The following is a 16,813-nucleotide window of genomic DNA, read 5'->3' as shown; positions in this document are numbered from 1 at the left end:
TTTAATTTATTTTTTAATATAAAAATGGGTCAAAAATAATAAAATTTATTATGTAAATTCTTTTATTTATATAAAATATTTTTTAGCTATAATCGCGTGAAATTTTAAATGGATTGATTATTAAATTTAAAGGACTAAATATGCAAAACGTTGGTATAGTCGCAAAAATAAGTGGAAAAGTATTTGTAAAACGCAATGGAAAGTTGATCGCACTAAAACAGGGAGATGAGATATTTTTAGGCGACGAGATCATAACACAAAGTAGTGGTGATACAGTCGTTATCAATTTCTATCACGCTTCGCCTATTATGCTACTTGAGCCCCAAACTATCGTCATCACAAAAGAGCTATCAAAAGCAAATTTTAATACGCAAGGCAGCGAAGCCCAGATAGAAGAAGATAAGAGAAATTTTCTTGTTGAGAATGAAGAAACAAAAAACAAAGGCGAAGACGACAGCCCTCATAACGCAAGTCATAGTTCTCATGGCTCAAGCCACAGCAGTAGCTTCGCAAGCATAAATGGTTTAAATTTTGATACACAAGGTCACATCTCAAATATTATTGGTGTTGATGGTGGTGCGGTTGTACTGCCAGTCATATTAAAAGAGTCGGCATTGGCACATAGGTCTATTAGCGGTGCGGTAGCAGCGGTAGAGCAAAAAGAGAGTGCTCCGGTTATTACAGCACCAAGTGTTAGAATTTTAAAAGACATTGATGGCGACGGATATATAAATATTGCAGAAGCAGGTGGTGATCCAAACTATACAAGTATAGCGGTTGCTTTTAATAATGACTTCAAGCCAAATGATAAAGTGACATTAGAAGTCATAAATAACGGTGTAAAGACTATGCTTGTTTATAAAGTTGATCAAGCTGGTACAAGCGTGATAAATATAAATAATCCAAGTGAAATTTTACCTATTGTGCCAAATGTTATAAACCCAGAGCAAAAAGAATTTATCATTCCAAGTGTCGCTGTCACTCCAAATGCTACATTTAGTGTAAATTCTAGCATCACTCTAGCAAATGGCACTAATTCATCTGTGGCAAATATAGCCACAAGTGTTGATACCATCACTCCAACTCTTGCTTTTAAAAAGGTAGTTTTGGGTAAAGATTTAAACCGAGATGGCGTCATAGATGCAAGCGAAAATAGTTTTAATCCAGCAATTAGCACACCAAGTGATGATGCAAAGGTCATCTTATCACCAAATATGAAAATAGGTGACAAGATAAAACTAACTACCACTAATCCTGACGGAACTTTACATAAAAAAGTGCTGGTTAAAACATCTGGTAATATGCTTGTAGATAAAGAGAGCGGTGAGAGCTATCCGCTTATAAGTGAAAGTGGTGGAAATGTCGGTTTTAATGTAGCAAATGCGGTTAAAATTTCATCTTCAACTCCAACAAATGTAAATATCCAAATGATAAGTAAGTCGGGCAATCCAGGTGCAACTGAAACCATAACCATTGCAAACAATAACAACCCAATCGCTGTTTTTACGCTTGATGAGAATAAAGATGGCATGATAAATTTGGCCGAGCTCGCAAAAAGTGGTAGCGCGGCCTTGATGATAGATATTTATGTGCCAAACAATGCTACAGCTGGCGACAAGATCCGTATAAAAGTTGATGATCCAGCTAGTACACCAACAAGCGTAACAAAGACATATACCATCTCATCTGACGGACTTACCGCTACGCTTGATGGTGGCACAGAAATTATCCCTATAGAAAATGGCAAGATAACAATTGCTGATCCAACAAACTCGAGCGATCCAAGCATAAAAAGACTAAGTACGACAATCATTGATGGTACGACTGGCACTCCAAAAGCTTCAAATGTAAGTGAAATTTCAAGCGACACAGTAGCACCTATTAAATCTCCACATGTACAGTTTGCAAAAGATAGCGATAAAGATGGTGTTCTAACCAGTAAGGAGAGTGGCTTTAGCCCTGATGGCGTAAAGACACCGATAAAGATAAAAATTCCAAACGATGCAAAAGATGGTGATAAATTTGAGATAGATATCGCAGGAAGTGATGGCAAAATAGATAAAATCACTATTAAAATTTCTCAAAACGCATCTGGTGTATATAGTGCCACGAGAGATGATGGTGTGCCTATTAGTGTAAATAATGGCACCATAGAGACCACCACAAGACTTTATGGACTTACGACAAATTTTACAACTACATTTACTGACAAAGCTGGCAATAAAGCAGCCCCAGTCACAGACAAGATAACTCTAGATAATAGCATAAGGGTGCAGTTTGCAAGGGATAATGATGGTGATGGACTGATAGATAGTATCACAACTCCTTCTGGCTCGTCATCGACTCAAAGCGATCTTGATATCTACTTACCTAATAATACAAAACCAGGAAGCAGCATAAACGTCACGATCTCGACTCCTACCATACCATCTGTTACAACAACTGTCAAATATACCATAAGCGATGATGGATTAACAGCCATACCAAGTGATGGTTCGGCACCGCTTCCAATAGCTGGTGGTAAATTTAGCATACCAGATGTTCCTATTTCTATGGATCATTCTACGCCGGTTAGAGCGACTATCACAACACCTGGCGAGGCTACGACGACTGATGGTATCCGTGGTAGATTATTTGACTTTGGAATTTTAGAGTATATTGACGATGTAAAGCTTGCTACGCAGATAGATGGAGGAGTTATAAATATCGCAAAATACTTAAGAGCAGGAGATAATGAAAAAGTTATTCAGAAAAATAACTTTGATAATGAGAGCAAAACTATAAAAGAGTACAATATTTCGCTTACTAACGATGAGCAGCCAAATATAGTCTTTGGTGTAGACCGTGCTCCTGGAACCAAGCTTCGTTTAGCTCTTGAAGATGATCATGGTAATGCTAAAATTTTACCAAACGGACAAAACTATATAGACCTAGTTGTAGGTGCGGACAAGCGTGTAAATATGGATTTTGAAGCGCTTGGGATAAAGCTAGATAAAAGATACTCAAATATTAGAGCGACTGTTTTAAAAAGTGATGAAACAAAAGATGATGATCTCTTGGTTCGAGTCGATCTTGATGCTACTCCAGATGCGATAGGCACACCAAATGCTACGTCTAATGTTACTAGTGTAGATATTTCAGGTAGTATCGGAACCGACTCAAATGGCAATAACACTCTTAATAAAAATACCATAAATAAAGTCGATCTTTATGATTTGCTAAATTCTGTTCACAAAAGCTCATCTCTTGATAATACACATAGCTATTCTGAAAATTTTGCCCTATCAGCCAATAGCACTGGGGCAAATTTTATGATAAAAAATTCTGACGCCGCAGGAAACGTATCTATTAGTACTGTTACATTTATTGGTAACAGCGGTCTTGATGCTGATATGTGGTTTTACAACTACGTAGATCCGTCATGGAGAGCTAGAGTTGGTAACAATTCTGGTGTTTATAGTATGAGAGGAGGCAAATCCATCTATAAAGACTATATGGAAATTTATTCTCCAAGTGCCTCTACCACCTACGATGTTGTGCAGTTTGCTTCAGGAACGCACTATAAGACTTTGTCTAATCAAGGAAATATGCATGCGGAGGACCTAGCTAGAGTTGGTAGACATGGAGATAGTGCCTTATATGATGCGTCTAATCCATATGCACCAAAGAAATTTAGAAATGGCGTCGATACTGCTGCTGGCACTGGTGATAATATAAGCTTTGTAAATGGTGTTTTAAAAGGTAGACCCGGCAACTATACCCTTGGCGAGTCAAATCCTGTTGGATCTGATCTTGTTATGAAGATGAATGGCTGGATATATGTAAGCGCACCTGGAATATATTCTGTGAGAGCAGCAGACTTACATAACTATGCAGAGCTTACTATAAATGGAACGACACAAAAATTTGGAAGCGCAACAACTTATATAAACCCATCAACAGAAGCATCATATGGTAAAAATGGTCAGTGGTGGAGTAGGGATTTTACATTTGATAAAGCTGGTTTTTATAAATTTGACATGGAGTATATGGACGGAACCGGTGAGATGAACTTATCTTTATATATGCTTCCAAAAAGTGTAGCAAACACTTATGGCCCTCAAGATCCATATCCTTCATCTATGCTAGTTGGAGCACAAGGTAGCGGCACGCATCTCTTTAGTAATAATTATGTTGAAGCACTTATTCAAAATGGACATCTAAAAAAGATAGGGACTACAAATTCTTACGAGCTAAGTGATGCTAGTAAATACGGCGAATCAAATTTTGGCGATCTAATATATCTAAGACAAGAGGGTGATATAAAAGGTGGTAACCTAGACGACGCCTTTGTTTATAGTAAGGGTAGGGCGATAGATGGTAGAGGTGGCGTGGATACTCTGATAGTAGTTGATGATGTGGATTTTTCAAATTTAGATAATGTTAAAAAGATAAATAACTTTGAAAAGATTCAACTAGGCAGTGCCGATCAAGCGGTATCTATAAAATTTAGCCCAGATGGTGTCTTTGATATTATTGATAGCAGAAACACAAAGGATGCAAGCAATAGTGTAGCTAGTGAGAGCGTAAATACAGTTCTAAAAGTAATAGGCGACAGCAAGGACCTAGTACAGCTCACGCATGACTTTGTAAAAGCTACAAAAGCTGATGTTGCTACGTTAAATAGAAAACATAGCGTTGTCGGTGACATGTACAACAAGGTAGATGTTACAAGTGAGGGTGACGCAGTAAATCAAGTATATAAAGCGACATTTAATCGCCAAGAAACCATCAATGGAAATACAATAAACACAAGACACACCGTCTTTCTTGAGATCCAAGATGGTGTACAGGTCGATTTATTATAAGAAATTTAAATTTATAGAAGTAGGTTAAAGCCCAAAATTTCTCTTGGGCTTTATAAATTTAGATAGCTTTTATCATCACTTTCGTTAGTAGCTCTGAAAATTTAGCTGGGTTTTCTAGGCTCATGCCCTCATTTAGTCTTGCCATATCAAGAAGCAAAGGCGCTATGTCATAAATCATCGCCTCATTTTTCTCTAGTTTTGCAAAAATTTCATGATCAGCGTTGATCTCCAAGATCGGTTTAACTTTTGGAGCGTTTGTGCCTTGACCCATTTGCCTTAACATCTCTTGCATAGCGTAATCAGGGTCGTTTTTGTCATATATTAGCACCGCAGCCGAGCTTGAGAGCCTTGAGCTTAGTCTTACATCTTTGACTTCATCTTTTAAAATTTCTTTCATTTTAATAAGTGTGTTTGCAACCTTGCTCTCATCGATCTTCTCATCATTTTTGATCTCGTCATTTATATCAGCGTGTGAGACTGATTTTAGAGGTGTTTTGTCAAATTCATTAACCATTGGCATTACGATCGTATCGATCTCCTCGTCCATAATAAGCACTTCGATGTCGTTTTTCTTAAAGCTCTCAAGAAGCGGAGAATTTTTTAGCATATTTTCATTATTACCGCTGATATAATAGATCGATTTTTGATCCTTTTTCATTGCCTCTTTATACTCTTTTAGGCTGATTAGTCCATCTCTTTTTGAGCTTTTAAATAGACAAAGATCTAAAATTTGCTCTTTTTCTGCGTTAAATCCGTAAAGTCCCTCTTTTAGAACCTTGCCAAATAGTTTGTAAAATTTTATGTATTTTTCGCGGTCGTTATCTTTTACTTTTGCAAGCTCGCTTAAAATTTTCTTCACGCTTTGCTCTTTAACGGTTCGCATGATCGCATTTTCTTGTAAAATTTCACGGCTCACATTTAATGGCAGATCCTCAACATCGATGATACCCTTGATAAATCTTAAATATGGCGGCAAGAGTTCTTTTGCATCATCTGTGATGAAAACTCTTTTTACATAAAGCTTTACGCCACTTTGATAATCGACTCTAAATAGATCAAATGGCTCAGTGCTTGGCACATAAAATAGAGTTGAGTACTCAATCTTGCCTTCAGCCTTTGTATGAATATAAAGGAGAGGATCGCTACTGTCGTGAGAAATTTGCTTATAAAAGTCGTTATAATCTTGCTCTTTAAGGCTAGCTTTATTTAGCCTCCAAAGCGCATTTGCCTTATTTATTTGCTCGTTTTTAGTCTCATAAGTGCCCTCTTTTTCGCCTTCTTTTGGAGCGACATAGCTTTGTTTATCCATAAATATAGGATAAGGAATGTGATTTGAATACTTCTTGACTATTTCTTCGATACGCCAAGAATTTGCAAACTCATCATCGTTTAAATGCAAGATGATGTCCGTTCCAAAGCTATCTTTTTTAGTATCTTCTATCTCGTAGCTTTTTGCATCAGATGTCCATTTGTAGGCTTTGTCGCTAAGTGCTCGTTTGCTTATGACTTCGATCTTACTTGCCACCATAAATGCTGAGTAAAAGCCAACACCAAACTGACCGATTAGTGAGCTATCTTTTTTGGCATCGCCACTTAAATTTTTCATAAAACCTTTTGTGCCACTTCTTGCGATGGTGCCTAAATTTGCGATGAGTTCATCCTTATCCATACCGATACCATTGTCGCTAATGGTTAAAGTCTTAGCTTTATCATCTACTTTGATGTCGATCCTTGGAGTGTAGCTTAGACTTTTATACTTTTCATCAGTCAAGCAAAGGTAATTTAGCTTGTCAAGAGCGTCGTTTGAGTTTGAGATGAGCTCTCTTAAAAATATCTCTTTGTTTGAGTAAAGAGAGTGGATCATCAAATTTAAAAGGTCATTGACCTCGGTTTGAAATTCAAATTTATCTGCCATTTTTCTTTTCCTTGTTTTAAATTTTTGGCAGATTATAACACAAAGTGATAAAAATATACTTAACCTTGATAGCATTACTATCAAGGTTTTTAAATTAATTTTTTAAAATGATTTCAAAAAAGTTATAGTTTATGAATAAAATAATAATGATAATTTATTAATTATTATTAATTATGCATTCTTGTATAAAGTTTATTTAAAATAGTGCTATAATCAAGGCGAAAATTTTTAGAAAAAAGGAGACAAAATGAATTTACGAAGCATTTTGGTAAAAGTTTCAGCAACGATTGCTACGGTTTTGGCAGTGTCTATGACATGTTTTGTCATATATACATCAAATATTTTAGAGCGCGAGATAAAAGATGGTGTGCTTACAACAGTAGAACAAAACGTCCAGCTTGCCATAAATACGGTTAAATTATTTGAGAAAGATAATGTAAGTAGTGCAGAGCTAATAATGAGTGTTTTTAAAGAGATGATCGGAAAAATTTCAACCAATCACCAGATGAGTAAGACTGGTAAATACGAAGCGATAGAACTAATATCTCAAAATGGTATTTTAAACAATAACTACGATATTCTAGATAAATTTAACAACGCTACAAAAGGCGGAATTTCAACCATTTTTGCAAAATCAGGTGATAATTTTTTAAGAGTTAGTACATCAGTGACGAAGGCTGATGGTAGCAGAGCTGTTGGTACGATAATTGATAAAAATGGTCAAGCCTATAAAAATATCATGAATAAAGAGAGGTATATAGGTGTTGTAAATTTATTTGGACGCAACTATATGAGTATTTATGATCCTATTATTGAAAATAACGAGGTAATAGGAATTTTATTTGTTGGTTATGATCCTACCGAAGGATTAAACAATATGAAAAAGACTTTTTCTGAGATGAAACTTGGTAAGCATGGATATTTTTCTCTTTACAATACTAAAACTGGTAAATTTGACTTCCATCCAACTAAGGCAAATCAAGAGCTAAGTAGTGAATTAAAAACTACTATGGATAATATTGTTAAAAAAGGAAAAGGTATTGAGCCTATTATAATTGATGGGGTTGACTGCATAGTTGCTTTTGAGTCATTTGATAAGCTAGACTGGATGGTTTTAGGTTAAGCTGTTACTGATGATTTTTTAACACCATTAAAAGTAGTTAGTAAAAATTTCATCATAGCAAGCGTCATAGTTACCTTACTTTTGATAGCTGTTTCGATGTTCTTGCTTAAGAAGATGGTTGCAAATCCTATCGATAGACTAGGAACAAATTTAAATGCGATAACATCTGATTTTACAATTAAAATTCCTATTTATGGTAAAGATGAAATAGCTAAAATAAGTAAAGATATAAATGATTTTATTGAAAGAATAAGGGTATTAATAAGTGATACAAAGCACCTTTCAAGTGAAAATAGCTCCGTTGCAAATGAGCTTAGTTCTACATCTCTTCAGACAGGCAAACGTGTAGAAAAATCAACTGAAATAGTAGAAGAGACAAATCAAAGATGTAAAGTAATGCAAGAAAATATGAAAGAATCTCTAGCGGTAGCTCAAGCTGGCAAAGATGACCTTCAAAAAGCAAGCACACATATAAAAACGGCAACTGAAGCTATAAGATCACTATCAGCGCAGATTATTGACTCTGCTAATGTAGAAAATCAAATGGCTGATAAGATCGATCAGCTTAGCCGTGATGCCGAGCAGGTAAAATCGGTCCTTGTTGTTATCAATGATATAGCTGATCAAACAAATTTACTTGCTCTTAACGCAGCTATTGAGGCTGCAAGAGCAGGTGAGCATGGGCGAGGCTTTGCCGTCGTTGCTGATGAAGTTAGACAGCTGGCTGAGAGGACTCAAAAGAGCTTAACTGAGATAAATGCAACTATCAATGTGATCGTTCAAGCGATCAATGATAGCAGTGAGCAAATGGGTATCAACTCTAAACAGATCCAAGAGCTAACTCACGTGGCAAGCGACGTTGAAAAAACTATAAATGTTATGAGTGAGACAATGAATAACGCTATAGCAATGTCTGATAAGACTATGCAAGACTACATAGCAACTGGCAAAAATATAAATGAAATCATGGAAGGCATCTCAAATATCAACCAAATTTCATCTGAAAACGCTAGAAGTGTAGAAGAGATAGCTTCAGCAGCAGAACATCTAAACAAGATGACAGATGCATTAAATTCAAAACTTAGTGTCTTTAGAACTTAAGAACCTGCCTCTAAAGCCAATATTTTTAGGTCTAGCTCCCGCTAGACCTTTTTAGATTTATTGATAAAAATTTCTAGTATAAAATCAAAATTTTATAGATAATGATATAGAGTAGGGGCTTTGTAAATTTGAAAAGCCAAATTTATTTTCTATTTTCATCTAGGACTTTTTGCATACTCTCTCTAGTCGTCTCTAGCCAATTTTCTTTTGAAGTATCGACTAGATCAAGGCAAAAGAGCTTGATATCTGCTTTTTTAAAGCTAAATTCTTTCACTTTCATCGCATCGCTTCCTACGATAACGATAGGCTGAACTTTTAAATTTAGCTTTTCAACTAATAGTTTTGCGCCACCTTTAAAAGGCAAAAGCTTATTAGTTTGAGATCTAGTTCCTTCTGGGAATATCGCTAAAACGCGACCATTTTCAACTCTATCTTTTGCTTCGCTTAAAAGCTTTATAAGTGAGTGTTTATTTTCACGCTCAACCGCTATCATTTTTGGTAAGCTTAAAATTTTACCAATTATAGGAATTTTGCCGATTTGTGCCTTTGCTATCCAGCAAAGATTTTTTGGATGAACCTCTTCAAGCACAATAATGTCAAGCATACTTTGATGGTTTATGAGTAAGATATTTGCCTCATCACTAAAATTACCTATCACTTCAAGTTTATATCCACCAAAAAACCTTTGTGATCTTCCCCAAAATTTTCTTATGGCTCTATTTTTATCATTAAATAGCCACATAAAAAAGACGACTAGAACAACGCTGATAACAAACTCAATAGCAAAAAATAAAGCTCTAATTTTTGACAAGATTATCCTTTTTTACCCAGCCGATTTTACCGTCCGCAAATAAAATTTTTGAGTAGTCGTCTTTTGTATCTAAAATTTCAACATTTTCATTTTTACGAGATGTGTAAAAAACGGTTGAATTTTTAGTTGGAAGGATAGTTACGCTCACATCTGGCTTAAGCACTGCTTTGCCAAAAGGGTTGTAGGTGTAAATTCCAAGTGCGATAAAAACAGCCGCCACAAAAAAGTAGCTAAGCCTTCTGCGCCAAATAGCTAATAATATAAAAATTACCGCACAAGAGTAGATCATGACATCTTTATAAGTGCTAAACTCACTTTGTTTTGGGTTTAGTCCGATTTGTGTGCTGACATCGTCATCTTCGACACTCACCGGCAAAGAAAAGCTTTCAAATTTAGCCTTTTTTAGGTTGTAGTAGTTAAAGTCAAGCGATTTTTTATTTGGCTTAAATACTGCAAAATAATATGCACTTTGTGAGTTAAAGTCTCCATTTATCGTATCTACGCCTTGCTTTAATATCGTTTTATTTTCAATATTAAAGGCGCTTAGATCTACGTTGTTGCCATAAATTTCTACAACCATGATATTGTTTATATCATCAAATTTTGTTGTCTTAAATTTCTTAACTTCAAGATTATCAGCCACGATATGGTTGTAGTTCTCATCGCTTCTAAGCTCTTTTAGCTTTGGTAAAAAGATATTTATACTTGAGCTTTGATAGTTTTCGCCATTTCTTTTTAGGGTTAAGCTAACTTTTAAAGTCTTTGCATCAATGCTTGTTGCCTCAAGATAAAAAGTACCTACATATTTGTTGTCTTCGCTTTTTACCCATTGAAAATTTTTCTTATTTAGCCATTTGATATTTGTTTCATCAAGCTGTGTCTCAAACTCAAACTCAAAGTCATTTTGTGTATCAGCCACTATCTCAACACCAAAAATTTCTCCTATAACAACATTTTTTGGTACATTTGTGGCTTTTAAAAGAAGCTCTTTTACTTTGATCTTGTCATATACTTGATTGTCTGGAACACTAATATCTGGCTCGTTTGTTGGCACGATGTTTCGCATCTGCTCTGGAGTGATACGCTCTGGCTGTGGTGACACAAATTTTCTTGAAAAATCTTGTTCTTTTGGCGGTTTTTGAGTTTTTGGATTTGAAGTAGGGCTATTTACAAATTTATCCTCCCTAGCTTCGTCCATCATGTCAAAAACGCTGATTTCATCAGTGTTTGCGGCAAATAAATTTAGCGCGAGTAGGGCGATAAAAAGTGTTCGTTTTACCAAACTAGCCCTTTTAACATCTTCATGCCATCATCTGTGCCTAAAATTTTCTCGCAAGCGCGTTCAGGGTGAGGCATAAGACCAAAGATCCTCTTGCTCTCATCGCAAATCCCAGCTATGCTATCAACTGAGCCGTTTGGATTTATCTCATTGCCGTTGATGTCGCAGTATTTTAGCAGGACTTGCTCGTTATCATATAGGCTTTTTAGCGTATCTTCGTCGGTGTAGTAGTTGCCCTCGCCATGAGCGATAGGGATATTTACCACTTCATTTTTGGCTAAATTTGCTAGGAATTTATTGTTATTTGAGATTACTTTTAGATGGTGGTATTTTGAGACGAAATTTAAATTTTCATTTCTTCTCATCGCACCTTTTAAAAGTCCAAGTTCAAGAAGCATCTGAAAGCCATTGCAAATTCCCAATATATAGCCACCTTTTTTCGCATGCTCTTTTACAGCCTGCATAGCTGGGCTAAATTTAGCTATCGCAGCCGTCCTTAGATAGTCGCCATAGCTAAAACCACCGGGCAAAACGACTAGATCAGTATCGATCTTATCTTCTTTGTGCCAGATGATCTGCGTTTGGCAGCCAAGTAGCTTAAAAGCGTGAGCTGTGTCTTCTTCGCAGTTTGTGCCAGGAAAAAGTATGATCGCTACTTTCATAGCACGATCTCGTAGTCTTCGATGACGGTGTTTGCTAGAAGCTCTTCGCACATCACTTTTAGCTGCTCATTCGCTTTAGCTTTATCACTCTCATCAATATCTAAAACAATTTGTTTGCCTATCCTGACATTTGATACACCGCTAAATCCGAGAGAATTTAAAGCGTGCTCTACTGCTTTGCCAGCAGGGTCAAGGACCCCACTTCTTAATGCTATATTTACAACAGCTTTCATCTTTGTCCTTATGATAAAATTCTTCTTAAAACTTCTTCATAAGCAACTTTTACGCTACCAAGATCTTGTCTAAATCTATCTTTGTCAAGTTTTTCATTAGTTTTAGCATCCCAGAATCTACAACTATCAGGGCTTATCTCATCAGCTAAAATGATATTGCCATCTTTGTCGATACCAAATTCTATTTTAAAATCAACTAGTTTTAGATCTCTTTCGGCAAAAAATTTAAATAATATAGAGTTGATCTCTCTTGCTGTGTGTCTTAGAGTTTGAAGATCTTTTTCACTCTTTACTAATCCCATAATGATACAGTGCTCATCGGTTACTAATGGATCGTGCAAATCATCGTTTTTATAGTAAAACTCAACAAGCGTAAAAGGTAAAACTGTGCCTTCTTTTATGCCAAGTCTTTTGCTTAGTGAACCAGTTGCGATATTTCTAACAACAACTTCAAGAGGTATGATCTCGCATTTTTTGACTACTTGCTCAGTGTCGCTGATAGTTTCAACTAAGTCAGTCACAATGCCTTTACTCTCCAAAAGCTTAAAAAGCTGTGTTGAAATTTTATTATTTAATGCACCTTTACCAGCTTCATTGCCTCTTTTTTGAGCATCAAATGCTGTTAGATCGTCTTTAAATTCAGCCACAAGCAAATTTGCATCGTCTGTAGCATACATTTTTTTACCTTTTCCCTCGTAAATAAGCTCTCTTTTTTGCATGGAGATCTCCTTCTAATTTATTGTTTTATTTTTAAAATTTTGATCGTGTCAATCGCTGTTTTTAATTGAATATCTTCATCAACTTTCTTTTGCGTGATTATCTTTTTATCATCTTTTGCTTCAGTTTTATTGCCCTCACTTGTAGGATTTATCTTATTTAGTTCACTTTTTAGGTGCGCTTTTAGCTCACTCTCTTTGATGCTAAACGCACTATCGTCACTTTGTGGCACTTTGCCAGGATGTACGACTACATCAGGTGTTACGCCAACTGCTTGGATAGTTCTGCCACTTGGTAAGTAATATCTTGCGATGGTTAGCCTTAATGCTTCGGTGTCATCTATCGGAAGGATTACTTGAACGCTTCCTTTACCAAAGGTATTTTCGCCGATTATTACAGCACGTTTATGGTCTTGAAGTGAGCCACTTACGATCTCGCTAGCACTTGCACTTCCGCCATTTACTAGTGCAACAAGCGGTAGTTTTGAAAGAGTTTTACTCACACTTGCTTTATACTCTACATTTTCAGATGCATCGCGGCCTTTTTGAGAGACGATGACGCCGTTATCTACAAAAAGATCAACTAGATCGACAGCTTGATTTAAAAGTCCGCCAGGATTGTTTCTAAGATCAAGTATGATGCCACTTGCTTTTGGATATTCTTTGATTGCTTCTTTTACCTTTGTAACAACATTTTTATCAAAATTTGTGACACGCACATAAAGAATGTTGTCATTTTCTATCATTTTTGCATAGACAGACTCAACCTTTATTAGATCTCTTATGATCTTTACGTCAAATGGCTTTTGCTCGCCTTTTCGCAAAATTGTGATAGTTATTGGAGTTTTTGGCTTGCCACGCATTTTATTTACAGCTTCATCTATCGTTGTGCCGATAGTTGAGTTCCCATCTATCCTTAAGATAATGTCGCCTGATTTTATACCTGCTTTATCAGCTGGGGTATCTTCTATCGGTGAAATAACGGTTAGTGCGCTATCTTTCATGCCAACTGTTATGCCAAGGCCACCAAATTCTCCACTTGTTTGCACCTGCATATCTTTGTAAGCTTTTTCATTTAAAAAGCTTGAGTGGGCATCTAAATTTTGCATTAACCCTGCTATGGCTTTATCAATGATCTCTTTAAATTTAATATCATCAACATAGTATTTTTCAACGGTTGAAATTGTTTTTGTAAGCTTTGAAAGTGCTTCAAGCTTCGCACTTGCTTCGTCTTCACTCTTTGCAAAAAGTGCATTCACTGCTACACTTGAGATAAGCAAAGCACCTGTAATTTTTAGTGCAAAAAATCTACTAAATTTATTCAAAATTTCTCCTATAATTTTTGGCTCAATTCTATTAGCTTTTGGCTAAAAAAAGTATAAATTTAAGCTTATATTTTTGCTTTTGGATAGTTTTTGATACAAATTTATAACAGCAAATTTTAGCAATTAAATAAAAAGAGTGACAAGCATTATAAAAATACTTGACAATATAAGACTAAAGTTATATAATGGCAACCATATAAAATAACCCAAGGAGATTTAATGGCTGATATAACAGAAAATTTAACAGCTCAGATGCAAGAAACTCTTGAAAAAGGTATTAGTTTAGCGATATTCTCTAAAAACCCACAAGTTGTTCCGCTTCATATTTTTTGGGCTTTACTTGCAGATAGTAATTCTATTTTAAATCAAGTGTTTAATAAAATGAATGTAAGTAAAGACGCTGTTGAGCTTGAGGTAAAAAGTAAAATTTCTTCACTTCCAAGTAGCTCAAATGTTACAAAAGATAACGTTTCAGTTTCAAGAGAGCTTATAAATTCTCTCGAAAATGCAAAAGCTTTGATGGTAAGCATGGGCGATAGCTACATAGCTGTTGATACATGGATCATTTCATCTCTTGAGCTTAGTGAGATCAAACAAATTTTAAGTAAATTTTGTGACATCTTGGAGATCAAAAAGAACCTTGAGAGCATAAGAGGTGGTAAAAAGATAGATAGCCAAACTGGCGATGATACGCTTGATAGTTTAGAGAAATTTGGTATCGATCTAACGCAAAAAGCACTAAATAAAGAGCTTGATCCAGTCATCGGCCGTGATGAAGAGATCACTAGAATGATGCAAATTTTAATAAGAAAGAGCAAAAACAACCCTATCTTGCTTGGTGAGCCAGGCGTTGGTAAGACAGCCATCGTTGAGGGGTTAGCTCAAAAGATAGTGGCTCGCGACGTGCCAACAAGCCTTGCAAACAAGCGTGTCATCGCGCTTGATATGAGTGCAGTCGTAGCTGGTGCAAAGTATAGAGGTGAGTTTGAAGATAGGCTAAAAGCAGTTATTGACGAGGTAAAAAAAGCTGGTAACATCATACTTTTTATAGATGAGATTCACACCATAGTTGGAGCTGGTGCGAGCGAGGGCGGAATGGATGCTGCAAATATCCTAAAACCAGCTCTTGCACGTGGCGAGCTTCACGCTGTTGGTGCGACGACATTAAAAGAGTATAGAAAATACTTTGAAAAAGATGCAGCACTTCAAAGACGTTTTCAGCCGATAGACGTTAAAGAGCCAAGCGTAAATGAGGCACTTCAAATTTTACGTGGTATAAAAGAGCGTCTTGAAGTTCATCACGGCATCACGATAACAGATAGTGCGTTAGTTGCTGCTGCAAGGCTAAGTGACCGCTACATAGCAAACCGTTTCTTGCCAGATAAAGCGATAGACCTTATTGACGAAGCCGCAGCTGAGCTAAAAATGCAAATAGAAAGTGAGCCATACGAGCTTTCAAAGATAAAACGTGAGATCGTAACGCTTCAAGTAGAAAAAGAAGCTCTAAAGATGGAGGATGCTGATAAAAATAAAGAAAGACTTGGCGAGATCGAAAAAGAGATAGCTGACCTAAATGAGAAAAAGCTAGCACTTGATACTAAATTTGAAAACGAAAAAGCTGTTTTTGGCGGAATTTCAAAAGCTACAAAAGAGATCGATAGCTTAAAATCACAAGCTGAAATAGCAAAAAGAAATGGCGACCTTCAAAAGGCTGCCGAGATAGAATACGGCAAGATAGCTGACGCTAAAAAGCACAAACACGAGCTTGAAGAAAAATGGGAAGGCATGAAAAAAGAGGGCGTGCTTCTTAAAAATCAAGTCGATGAAGAGCTTGTGGCTGAAATTTTGAGCAAATGGACTGGAATTTCAGTTAAGAAAATGCTAACAAGCGAAAAAGAAAAGTATCTGCATATTGAAGAGCATTTAAGAGAGAGTGTAGTCGGTCAATATGACGCACTACACGCATTAGCGCGTGCTGTTAAGAGAAATAAAGCAGGGCTAAACGAAGGCCAAAGGCCGATTGGTTCATTTTTATTTCTTGGACCAACAGGCGTTGGTAAAACTCAGTCAGCTAAGGCTTTGGCTAAATTTTTATTTGACGATGAGAAGGCGCTTATCCGCTTTGATATGAGCGAATATATGGAAAAACATAGCGTGAGCAGGCTTCTTGGTGCGCCTCCAGGATATGTGGGCTACGATGAGGGCGGTCAGCTAACAGAGGCAGTTCGCAGAAGACCTTACTCAGTCATCCTTTTTGACGAGGTTGAAAAGGCCCATAAAGATGTATTTAACATACTTTTGGGAATTTTAGATGACGGACGTGCGACTGATAATAAAGGTGTAACGGTTGATTTTAAAAACACTATCATTATTTTAACTTCAAACATCGCTTCAAATTTCATAATGGAGCTAAAGGGCGAAGACCGTGACGTGGCTGTTAAAAACGAGCTTAAAAACTACTTTAAGCCCGAGTTTTTAAATAGGCTTGATGATACTATCATATTTAATCCTCTAAATGAACAAGGACTAATCTCTATAGTTGAGATCATGTTTAAAGAGCTTGAAAAAACTCTTCACAACCGCGGTATCAAGGCAGTTTTAAGCGAAGAGGCTAAGAAATTTATCGCAAAAGCTGGCTTTGACATAGTTTATGGCGCAAGACCTCTTAGAAGAGCGCTTTATGAGCTAGTTGAAGATAAGATCGCTGATATGATCTTAAAAGATGATCTTGAAAGTGGCGATGAGATCACTATTGATAGCGACGGCGAGAAGATCATCATTAAGAAAAAATAACTTCAAAT

The 16,813-nt window shown here is 36.3% G+C and carries 10 protein-coding genes and 1 pseudogene; 4 read left to right on the top strand and 7 right to left on the bottom strand.

Going from position 1 to position 16,813, the window contains the following annotated elements:
- Nucleotides 1–140: 140 nt before the first annotated feature.
- Complete coding sequence (locus tag CYP43_RS05655; protein ID WP_103582817.1) at nucleotides 141–4,847, top strand: hypothetical protein; 4,707 nt, start codon at nucleotides 141–143, stop codon at nucleotides 4,845–4,847.
- 58 nt (nucleotides 4,848–4,905) lie between these two features.
- Here CYP43_RS05655 and htpG read toward each other — a convergent pair whose 3' ends face one another.
- Nucleotides 4,906–6,762 carry a molecular chaperone HtpG gene (gene htpG / locus CYP43_RS05650; RefSeq protein ID WP_103582816.1) on the bottom strand — a complete coding sequence of 619 codons (1,857 nt, stop codon included), beginning with the start codon at nucleotides 6,760–6,762 and terminating at the stop codon, nucleotides 4,906–4,908.
- 247 nt (nucleotides 6,763–7,009) lie between these two features.
- Here htpG and CYP43_RS09500 point away from each other — a divergent pair, with 247 nt between their 5' ends.
- A complete protein-coding gene (locus CYP43_RS09500) occupies nucleotides 7,010–7,885 on the top strand; it encodes a Cache 3/Cache 2 fusion domain-containing protein (protein ID WP_180998647.1) in 876 nt (291 codons plus the stop codon).
- 45 nt (nucleotides 7,886–7,930) lie between these two features.
- Nucleotides 7,931–8,986 (top strand): annotated as a pseudogene (locus tag CYP43_RS09495) (methyl-accepting chemotaxis protein); the annotation flags it as partial.
- A gap of 142 nt (nucleotides 8,987–9,128) precedes the next feature.
- On the opposite strand, the gene CYP43_RS05640 reads toward CYP43_RS09495, so the two are convergent.
- The 6 genes from CYP43_RS05640 to CYP43_RS05615 are packed head-to-tail and all read right to left on the bottom strand — an operon-like array spanning nucleotide 9,129 to nucleotide 14,024.
- Nucleotides 9,129–9,803, bottom strand: a complete 675-nt coding sequence (locus CYP43_RS05640; RefSeq protein ID WP_258032179.1) for a lysophospholipid acyltransferase family protein — start codon at nucleotides 9,801–9,803, stop codon at nucleotides 9,129–9,131.
- The gene (locus tag CYP43_RS05635; protein ID WP_103582814.1) at nucleotides 9,784–11,079 is read right to left on the bottom strand and encodes an SH3 domain-containing protein; all 1,296 of its coding nucleotides are present in this window, start codon (nucleotides 11,077–11,079) and stop codon (nucleotides 9,784–9,786) included. The genes CYP43_RS05640 and CYP43_RS05635 overlap by 20 nt, the downstream gene beginning before the upstream one ends.
- Complete coding sequence (purQ, locus tag CYP43_RS05630) at nucleotides 11,073–11,738, bottom strand: phosphoribosylformylglycinamidine synthase I (protein ID WP_103582813.1); 666 nt, start codon at nucleotides 11,736–11,738, stop codon at nucleotides 11,073–11,075. Before purQ ends, CYP43_RS05635 begins: the two co-directional genes overlap by 7 nt.
- Nucleotides 11,735–11,971, bottom strand: coding sequence for a phosphoribosylformylglycinamidine synthase subunit PurS (gene purS, locus CYP43_RS05625; RefSeq protein ID WP_021091323.1), 237 nt, complete (start codon nucleotides 11,969–11,971; stop codon nucleotides 11,735–11,737). Before purS ends, purQ begins: the two co-directional genes overlap by 4 nt.
- A gap of 8 nt (nucleotides 11,972–11,979) precedes the next feature.
- On the bottom strand, nucleotides 11,980–12,690 hold the full coding sequence (gene purC, locus CYP43_RS05620) for a phosphoribosylaminoimidazolesuccinocarboxamide synthase (RefSeq protein WP_021091373.1): 711 nt from the start codon (nucleotides 12,688–12,690) through the stop codon (nucleotides 11,980–11,982).
- 17 nt (nucleotides 12,691–12,707) lie between these two features.
- The gene (locus CYP43_RS05615; protein WP_430622340.1) at nucleotides 12,708–14,024 is read right to left on the bottom strand and encodes a S41 family peptidase; all 1,317 of its coding nucleotides are present in this window, start codon (nucleotides 14,022–14,024) and stop codon (nucleotides 12,708–12,710) included.
- A gap of 207 nt (nucleotides 14,025–14,231) precedes the next feature.
- Between CYP43_RS05615 and CYP43_RS05610 the strand changes: the two genes are divergently transcribed.
- Nucleotides 14,232–16,805 carry an ATP-dependent Clp protease ATP-binding subunit gene (locus CYP43_RS05610; RefSeq protein WP_103582811.1) on the top strand — a complete coding sequence of 858 codons (2,574 nt, stop codon included), beginning with the start codon at nucleotides 14,232–14,234 and terminating at the stop codon, nucleotides 16,803–16,805.
- Nucleotides 16,806–16,813: the final 8 nt, after the last annotated feature.

Origin of the sequence: Campylobacter concisus, from assembly GCF_002913045.1 — a bacterium.
Classification (GTDB): domain Bacteria; phylum Campylobacterota; class Campylobacteria; order Campylobacterales; family Campylobacteraceae; genus Campylobacter_A; species Campylobacter_A concisus_AP.
This window is presented reverse-complemented; position numbering and strand designations above follow the sequence as displayed.